This window comes from Flavobacterium sp., assembly GCF_039916025.1.
GTDB lineage: Bacteria > Bacteroidota > Bacteroidia > Flavobacteriales > Flavobacteriaceae > Flavobacterium.
In genome coordinates this window covers 1-8,623 of sequence record NZ_JBDSMB010000083.1, presented here as the reverse complement: position 1 = coordinate 8,623, position 8,623 = coordinate 1, and the positions used below count along the sequence as shown (strand labels likewise).

Annotated in this window: 10 protein-coding genes; all 10 read left to right on the top strand. The window is 34.6% G+C overall.

The window, feature by feature from the left end; translation table 11 throughout:
• Window positions 1-100 precede the first annotated feature (100 nt).
• The 10 genes from gcvH to ABIQ27_RS05365 all read left to right on the top strand — a co-directional run bounded on the left by gcvH (window position 101) and on the right by ABIQ27_RS05365 (window position 8,588).
• On the top strand, window positions 101-481 hold the full coding sequence (gcvH, locus tag ABIQ27_RS05410; RefSeq protein WP_348032762.1) for a glycine cleavage system protein GcvH: 381 nt from the start codon (window positions 101-103) through the stop codon (window positions 479-481).
• On the top strand, window positions 453-854 hold the full coding sequence (locus tag ABIQ27_RS05405) for a VanZ family protein (protein ID WP_348032761.1): 402 nt from the start codon (window positions 453-455) through the stop codon (window positions 852-854). The genes gcvH and ABIQ27_RS05405 overlap by 29 nt, the downstream gene beginning before the upstream one ends.
• A gap of 98 nt (window positions 855-952) precedes the next feature.
• Entirely contained in the window at window positions 953-3,073 is a 2,121-nt protein-coding gene (locus ABIQ27_RS05400) for an energy transducer TonB (protein WP_348032760.1), read from the top strand.
• 138 nt (window positions 3,074-3,211) lie between these two features.
• Window positions 3,212-3,961, top strand: a complete 750-nt coding sequence (locus ABIQ27_RS05395) for a hypothetical protein (RefSeq protein WP_348032759.1) — start codon at window positions 3,212-3,214, stop codon at window positions 3,959-3,961.
• A 114-nt stretch (window positions 3,962-4,075) separates the two neighbouring features.
• A complete protein-coding gene (locus tag ABIQ27_RS05390; protein ID WP_348032758.1) occupies window positions 4,076-4,516 on the top strand; it encodes a hypothetical protein in 441 nt (146 codons plus the stop codon).
• 235 nt (window positions 4,517-4,751) lie between these two features.
• Window positions 4,752-5,306, top strand: a complete 555-nt coding sequence (locus ABIQ27_RS05385) for a transposase (RefSeq protein ID WP_348032757.1) — start codon at window positions 4,752-4,754, stop codon at window positions 5,304-5,306.
• Window positions 5,307-5,625: 319 nt separating this feature from the next.
• A complete protein-coding gene (gene cyoE, locus ABIQ27_RS05380; protein WP_348032756.1) occupies window positions 5,626-6,540 on the top strand; it encodes a heme o synthase in 915 nt (304 codons plus the stop codon).
• Between the two features lies 1 nt (window position 6,541).
• Entirely contained in the window at window positions 6,542-7,129 is a 588-nt protein-coding gene (locus ABIQ27_RS05375; protein WP_348032755.1) for a cytochrome c oxidase subunit 3, read from the top strand.
• A 43-nt stretch (window positions 7,130-7,172) separates the two neighbouring features.
• Complete coding sequence (locus ABIQ27_RS05370) at window positions 7,173-8,204, top strand: cytochrome c oxidase subunit 3 (protein ID WP_348032754.1); 1,032 nt, start codon at window positions 7,173-7,175, stop codon at window positions 8,202-8,204.
• A 21-nt stretch (window positions 8,205-8,225) separates the two neighbouring features.
• The gene (locus ABIQ27_RS05365) at window positions 8,226-8,588 is read left to right on the top strand and encodes a cytochrome C oxidase subunit IV family protein (RefSeq protein WP_348032753.1); all 363 of its coding nucleotides are present in this window, start codon (window positions 8,226-8,228) and stop codon (window positions 8,586-8,588) included.
• The last annotated feature ends 35 nt before the right edge of the window (window positions 8,589-8,623 follow it).

Sequence of the window (8,623 nt, the reverse complement as noted above, 5' to 3'; positions counted from 1 at the left end):
GCTGGTTTTACGATGAGATATAATTTTGGAAACTAACAGTTAATTTTCAATAAAAATTACAATATCAAATCATATCTTTACGGTCTAAATTTAATATCAAATGAATATACCAAGCAATTTAAAGTATACTAAAGACCACGAATGGGTTTTGATTGAGGGCGATACCGCCACTGTTGGAATCACTGATTTTGCACAAAAAGAGTTGGGCGACATTGTTTATGTTGAAGTAGAAACTTTAGACCAAACATTAGATAAAGACGAAGTTTTTGGAACTGTTGAAGCAGTAAAAACTGTTTCTGATTTGTTCCTGCCTTTGTCTGGAGAGATTGTTGAATTTAATGAAGAATTAGAAAGAAATCCTGAAGATGTAAATGCAGATCCTTACGGAAAAGGCTGGATGGTGAAAATCAAATTTACAAACGCTGCAGAAGTAGAAGAATTACTTTCGAGTGATGCTTACAGACAACTCATTGGTGCTTAAAAAAGCAATACTCGGTTTAGCTATAGGCTGGACTGTTTTGATTGCTGTTTTGTGTTTAGTCAGGTTCACCGATTTACCTTCATTTGGAGTTTCAGGAGCAGACAAGTATGTTCACTTTACGCTTCATTTTGTTTTCACAATGCTTTGGGGATTTTATCTTTGGCTAAACCCAAATGAAATGACAATAACCAAAATAGTGCGTGTTGTTATCATCTCACTTTGTTACGGAATACTAATTGAGATTTTGCAGGAAGCATTTACCACAACACGACATGCAGATATATTTGATGTGTTGGCAAATGGTACAGGAGCAACAATAGCCTTAGTATTATTTGTTTTGATTAAAAAGCGAAAACAGCAAACAACCAGATAATAAAGATTGTCCCGTCTCGTTACATGACAAGACGGGATTTTTTTTACTTTTATCCCATGAATACAAATGAATATCTTGAATCGATATATTTAAAGAAAATGAAGAAAACGCTACCATTTTTAATACTGTTTTTTTTGACTAATGTGATTAATGCGCAGTCTGTACAAAAAGCAACCGAAAGATTTCCTGTTTTTCCATCATGCGAAAACCTACAGTTTCAGGCATTAGAAACCTGCTTTAATAATCAGGTACAGGATTTTGTGTACAATAATTTTAAAGTGCCCGAAAATCTGAAACAGAATAATTTCAAAGGCAGTGTCACTGTTCTTTTTGAAGTCGATGATACCGGAAATTTCAAAGTGCTATATGTTGATGCTATCGATGAGTCTTTAGTTGCTGAAAGCAAAAGAGTGTTTGCGCAATTCCCAAAGATATCTCCGGCAACCTATAACGGAAGGCCAACGTATGCTAAATACACTATCAAAATTGCTATTCCTTTGCAAAGTGTAGCCGAAATGCAGGCACAAAAAGAAGCAGAGGCTTTGGCAGAAAAAGCGTCAAACGTATACAAGCCAAATAACAAACAGCTTACAGAATTAGACAGCATCAAGTATAAGAAATTTGAAAATCCACAGTTTGAAAGCCATATCAATATTCCATTTTCACACAGTTACTATTCGCAGTTTGATCATGAAATGAATTTGGTTGGAGCCAATAATCATACAGGTTCAAAGCCTTTTTCTTATGCAGATGTTTCTAAATATTATAATCTAAAGGAAGAAAATCAAAAGTTGTTGAAAGGCAAAAAAGAATGGTTTGGCAGAAAACTTTGGGATGAAAGCCTGGTCGAAATTCAGGGTGAAGATTATTGGTTTACGCTGAATCCTATTTTTGATATTCAATTAGGGAAAAGCGATCCAAGCGTTTCTTCTTATACTTATATAAACACACGCGGAATTCAGTTCAATGGTGGTTTGGGAAAAGAATTGAATTTCACGACAACCATTTATGAAAGCCAGGGACGATTTGCAGATTATTTCAATCGTTATGCAGAATCTATAAAACCTGCTGGTGGAGATCCCGCAATTATTCCGGGAATCGGCATTGCCAAGCCTTTCAAATCGGATGCTTATGATTTTCCTTTGGCGGAAGCCAATTTATCTTATACGCCAAGTAAATTCATCAATCTGAATTTGGGTTATGGCAAGAATTTTATCGGAGATGGTTATCGCTCTTTGTTGTTGAGTGATGGCGCGAGTCCGTATCCTTATTTTAAACTGAACACTACTTTCTGGAAAATAAAATACACCAATCTTTACACTTGGCTCAAAGATGTTCGTCCCGAAGCTACGGTTGACAGAACTTATGCAACCAAGTTTGCTGCCAGCCATTATTTGAGTTTGAATATTACAAATCGTTGGAATATTGGTTTGTTCGAATCGGTGATTTGGACCAATAAAAACAATCGAGGTTTTGATATGAGTTTTGTGAATCCAATTATATTTTACCGTACGGTTGAGTTTACTTCTTCAGCACGAACAGGTAATGCTTTATTGGGCTTGACAACTAAAGTTAAATGGAACAATCAAATCAATTTTTACGGACAGTTTTTGCTAGACGAGTTTTCATTGGATGCAGTAAAAGCAGGAAACCAAAGCTGGAAAAATAAATTTGGATACCAACTGGGAGCCAAATACTATAATGCGTTTAACATCAAAAATTTATTGTTGCAGGTTGAATACAACCATGTGCGTCCTTATGTGTATTCGCATACTGATGCCATTACCAACTATGGTCACAACAACCAAAGTTTAGGACACCAATGGGGCGGAAATTTCAGGGAATTTATCGCTATTGTGCGTTATCATAAAGGAAGATATTTTGCAGATGCTAAAGTTACTTTTGGCGAACGCGGATTGGATTTTAACAGCGATACCGATACGTTTAATTACGGAAGCAATATCTACTTGAGTTATAACGATAACAGACCATACGATACTGGTGTGAGCATTGGACAAGGAAACAAAACCAACATTTTCATCACCGATTTACAAGCAGGATATTTGGTAAATCCTGCAACGAATATGAAACTGTTTGCGAGCCTTATTTATAGAGATTTTAATCCGGCAACCGAAACAGCAACCGCTTTCAAAGAAAGCACGACTTGGTTCTCGATAGGATTGAGATGTGATATTTTCAACTGGTATTTTGATTATTAATAGTTGAATAAACAGAAACAAAAAACCCATCAAATTGATGGTTTTTTTGTTTTATACAACTTGTCGGATTTAACAATTTAAAAGATTTGAATCAGCTTTTAAAAAGTATATTTGCCGCAACAATAAAAACAAAATAAGATGAAAACAATGAAGAACATGCTATTGTTCTTTTTAATGCTGTCTGTATTTACAGTTTCGGCACAAAAAAAGAAAGTAGCAGTAGTGACTTTTTATGCTAACAAAGTAATCGATTTTACAGAGATTGCAGGTGATAAACTTACCGAAAGCGTAGCCAAGAAAGTATTTGATTTGAGAGACAATCCAAAGTTCAACCTACAGCCAATTTTAAACAAATACCACGATGCATTTTTTACGGAATATGCTAAGTCATTTCCTTTTGATTTGATACCGGAAGCAGATGTTGTAAACAGTGATGCTTACAAAAACTTTGTGCCAAAATTCCAAATGGATAAATTTCAGGCAAATGATTATTTGGTTTACAATGGTTACAAATACATTTATGATGGTCCGGCAGCGGCTGCAAATGAAGAAGGTATTGCAAAAGCAATGGCTGATGGTATTCAGGCTGATGGAGTGATGTTTGTTCATATCGATTTTGCTTTTGAAAAAGGATTTGGTATTGGAGGAACATCAACATTAAAAGTAAAAGCGTTTACCCGAATTTCAGCGTATAACAAAAAAGGAGAAAAACTTTTTGTAATCAATGAAAATGAGCGTTCAAAGAAAACCATGGTAATGGTTGGCGGCGTTCCGGTACTTGACGTAGATAAAATCCTTCCAAACTGCGAAAGTGCTTTAGAAGAATTAATGGGTGACTTAAACAAAAGAATCCAGAAAATCGTAAAGAAAACAGAAGCTAAATTGTAGTCGAAAATATACTGTTTAAAAAAGCACTCTTGAAAATGAGTGCTTTTTTTGTTTAGCTTTGTTTGGTGTGGATTGCAAATCTACATTATTGGATATTATTGAAAAAGAAACAAAATGGGAAAAAGAAGTTTATCTGCATTATTATGTTTGTTTGTAATTTTAATTATTGTCAGTTGTGGAACTTCTAAACAGCCAGATGAAAAATATTTAACATCCAAAAACAAAGTTCTTAATATTAAAGAATTCAATTCTGTCTTCCTCCTAAAAAGTATTAGTCAGTCGGGTTCCGATACCACATACATTTTATCAGCTAAAAAAGATATTTTGAAAAAGGCAAAGTTACCCTATTCATTTAGCAATGATGCGCATGAACTAATAGTAGATGGAGTTTATAATTTTCAATTGTCACCCGTTAGATTTCGTAGTAGTTCAATGGAAAACTTGGGTGTATATCTTGTTTTTGATAATGATACTTTGTACAAAGGTGCAAACTCCAATGGAAGAAAATATTTTCTTTCACATAATAGTATCGGACTTTTGATTGAGAATAAGTAGAAAAAGGAATTTTAACATGACCGAACTCAAACAGTAATGTTTCAGAATTAACAATAATTTTTTAGAGAGCTGGGACTTAAAATAATCATCAATTTTTCTCCATTTTTTTTTGTCAAATCGTTTTCTATAAAGTTCAAGATAGCGCGGATTTGCAATCCGTGCCTTTTGAAAATGTACACATAAACTATAATTAGATTTATAGTGTTTCGTTTAGTTTTGTTAAAAACTAAGAAGTATGTCAACCAAATACAAAGCTACCACAACTGAAGAAGCTTATTTTATAACCATTACAACAGTTGGTTGGGTTGATGTTTTCACAAGACTCAATCAAAAGTATGTAATCGTAAAAGCTCTAGAGCATTGCCAACAAAATAAAGGTTTAGAGATTTATGCTTATTGCATTATGAGTAGTCATATTCATTTGATGTGTAAAGCAACTGATGGTTTTATATTGTCAGATGTAATGCGGGATTTTAAAAAGTTTACGGCAAAGAAAATTATTCAGACTATTATTGATGAACCTGAAAGTAGAAGAGAATGGATGTTGGACTATTTTCAAAAATCATGTGAGGATTTGAAAAGAGAGCAACAGTATAAAGTATGGCAAAATGGTTATCATGCTGAACTTGTAGAAACCAATTGGTTTATTAAGCAAAAAGTAAATTACATTCACAATAATCCTGTTGCTGAAAAAATAGTGACGTTGCCGGAAGATTATTATTTTAGTTCGGGGAGAAATTATGCTGGATTGGAGAATGACTTGGAAGTTATTTTGTTAGATTTGTTTTGAAGAAAGTTGTGAGCACGGATTGCAAATCCGCGCTATCGGAGGAATTATGCTGGATTGGAGAATGACTTGGAAGTTATTTTGTTAGATTTGTTTTGAAGAAAGTTGCGAGCACGGATTGCAAATCCGCGCTATCAGGTTCTTTAAGACCTGACAGATTTGTTTTTTATAATGAGTTTTTTGTTAGCTTTGTTTTGAAAGTGTCCGATAGCGCGGATTTGCAATCCGTGCTGTAACAATAAAATAATCCTCTATTTTCTCCATTCTTTTTTTGTCAAATCGTTTTCTATAAAGTACCTTTGCGGCAGTTTTTAAAACTTTGATGAACGCTACCGCCAACACATTTTCCTTCAAACAAATTGCGATTGATTTTAAAGAAATCACCAAAGCTGGTTTAGCTGTCAGCGTGGTCTTTTCTTCCATTGCAGGTTATTTGCTTGGCGTACTCGACTTTCATGATTTAAAAGTCACGACTTTGCTTATGTTAGCCATTGGTGGTTACTGTATGGTTGGTGCTTCGAATGCATTCAACCAAGTCATCGAAAAAGATCTTGACGCTTTGATGGACAGAACCAAAAACCGTCCGGTTGCTTCAGGAAGAATGTCTCCTAATAGAGCATTATTCATAGCCAGTTTATTAACCATTGTTGGATTAATTTTACTTTACAATATCAATCCAAAATCGGCTATGTTTGGCGCGATTTCTATTTTTCTATACACCAGCGTTTATACACCGTTAAAACAATACACACCGCTTTCGGTTTTTGTCGGAGCTTTTCCGGGCGCGATTCCATTCATGTTGGGTTGGGTTGCTGCTACGAATAATTTCGGCATTGAAGCCGGGACACTTTTCCTGATACAATTCTTTTGGCAGTTTCCTCATTTTTGGGCGATTGGCTGGTTTCTATATGAAGATTACGAAAAAGCAGGATTCTTTATGTTGCCAAATGGAAAGAAAGATTCATCTACTGCGTTGCAGATAATATTATATTGTTTTTGGTTGCTAATAGCTTCGTTGTTGCCTTTTGCAATGAATTACCTTATTGTTAAACCGAGATTACTTCTTTCGCCCGTAGCTGCCGTAATGGTATTTTTGCTTGGACTTTGGATGATTATTTATGCCGTAAAATTATACAAAGAAAGAACTTCAAAAGCAGCAAGAACATTGATGTTAGTGAGTGTTTCTTATATATCTTTGCTGCAATTGGTTTATATTATTGATAAATTTTTAAGATAGTTTGCTTATGACAATGACTGCCCTGGAACATAAAGAAAGAAAAGCAAGATCAGCAAGATTACTTTTGTTGTTTGCTATGGGAAGCATGACGATGATGTTTGCCGGAATAGTGAGTGCTTTTGTAGTGAGTAAATCAAGAGAAGACTGGATGAAAGACTTCCAGTTGCCAACTGCTTTTTATTTTAGTACACTTGCAATTATATTGTGCAGCCTTACATTTCATTTGGCCAAAAAAGCCATTCAGAAAGATAACAGAACCGCAACATCAAATTTACTATTACTTACTTTAGCCTTGGGAATTTCTTTTGTGATTTTTCAATTTAAAGGCTTCGGGCAATTGATGGACAGCGGCTATTTTTTCGCCGGACCGGAGAGTAATATTGCGACAACTTTTCTATACGTAATTGCAACGGTTCACCTGGTGCATCTTGCTGGAGGATTAATTTGTCTTTTAATCATAATTTATAATCATTTTAAACAAAAATACAATTCAGGTCAATCGCTTGGAATTGAGCTTGGTGCAATGTATTGGCACTTTCTTGATTTCTTATGGATTTGTTTGTTTTTGTTTTTATATTTCTTTAAATAAGAAAAAAAATCTAAATTTGGGAACTTTTTAACTTATAACTTTTATGGGAGCTACGGGTACAACTGAAAATAAAATTGAAAATACTTGGGGAGGCGGTAACGAGCCAATGGGAGCAAGTTATGGCAAATTGATGATGTGGTTTTTCATCATATCGGATGCTTTAACCTTCTCTGGTTTTCTTGCTGCGTATGGTTTTTCAAGATTTAAATTTATCGATAATTGGCCTATTGCCGACGAAGTGTTTACTCACTTTCCGTTTATGCATGGTGTAGAAGCACCAATGTATTATGTGGCATTGATGACTTTTATTTTGATTTTCTCTTCTGTAACTATGGTTTTAGCTGTTGATGCCGGTCATCACATGAAAAAATCTAAAGTTGCTTTCTATATGCTATTGACTATTCTTGGTGGTTTAATCTTCGTTGGTTCACAAGCCTGGGAATGGAAAAACTTCATTAAAGGTGAATATGGTGCTGTAGAAACTAAAGGTGGAAGTATCATTCAATTCGTAAACAAAGAAGGCGAAAGAGTAAAATTGGAAGATTTTGCTATTCATCTTCCTGGTCAAAGAGAAGAATTGACAAGACATGACGGAAAATGGTTCATGAAAGATGAAGATGCACTAACAACCTATTCTGTTGCAGAAGTGCAGGCTGGTTTCAAAGCGCATCCTGAATTGTTAATCAGAACAGAAAAAATCTATAGAGATACTGCCGAAGATAAAGCGAACAAAAAGCTTGAGCCGGGATTAAATCATAACAAAAGAAGAGAAATCCTAACAAGAACTGAATCTGAAATAATGGTAGCGAATAGTGCTATTGTTGTTGAAGGCGCTAACCTGAAACACAACGAATACGGAAGTAAATTATTTGCTGATTTCTTCTTCTTTATTACTGGTTTCCACGGTTTCCACGTATTCTCGGGAGTTATCATCAACTTTATTATTTTCTTAAACGTTGTTCTAGGAACATATGAGAAAAGAAGAACCTATGAAATGGTAGAAAAAGTTGGACTTTACTGGCACTTTGTCGATTTAGTTTGGGTATTCGTATTTACATTCTTCTACTTAGTTTAATTTTTTTATAAAATTTATATTATGTCACACGACCACGCACACGAGCACGTATCAAATACAAAAAGAATCTGGATGGTTTTTGCACTTTTGTCTGTAGTAACTACGGTTGAGGTGTATTTAGGAATTACAAGACCAAGTTTCTTATTCATGAATAACTTTTTTAGCATGAACCTATTAAACTGGGTATTCATCTTATTAACGCTTTACAAAGCATACTACATTGTTTGGGCTTTCATGCACATGGAAGGTGAAAGAAGTAGCTTGCGTTGGTCAGTCGTTGCGACTGTTATTTTCCTTGTATTATATTTATTATTTATACTTCTTGTTGAAGCAGATTACATTTTCGAGGTTTTTAAAAATGCCACAATCAAGTGGAATTTTTAACACTATATTAATTCAAAAAAAGTCCCGTCGAGTTA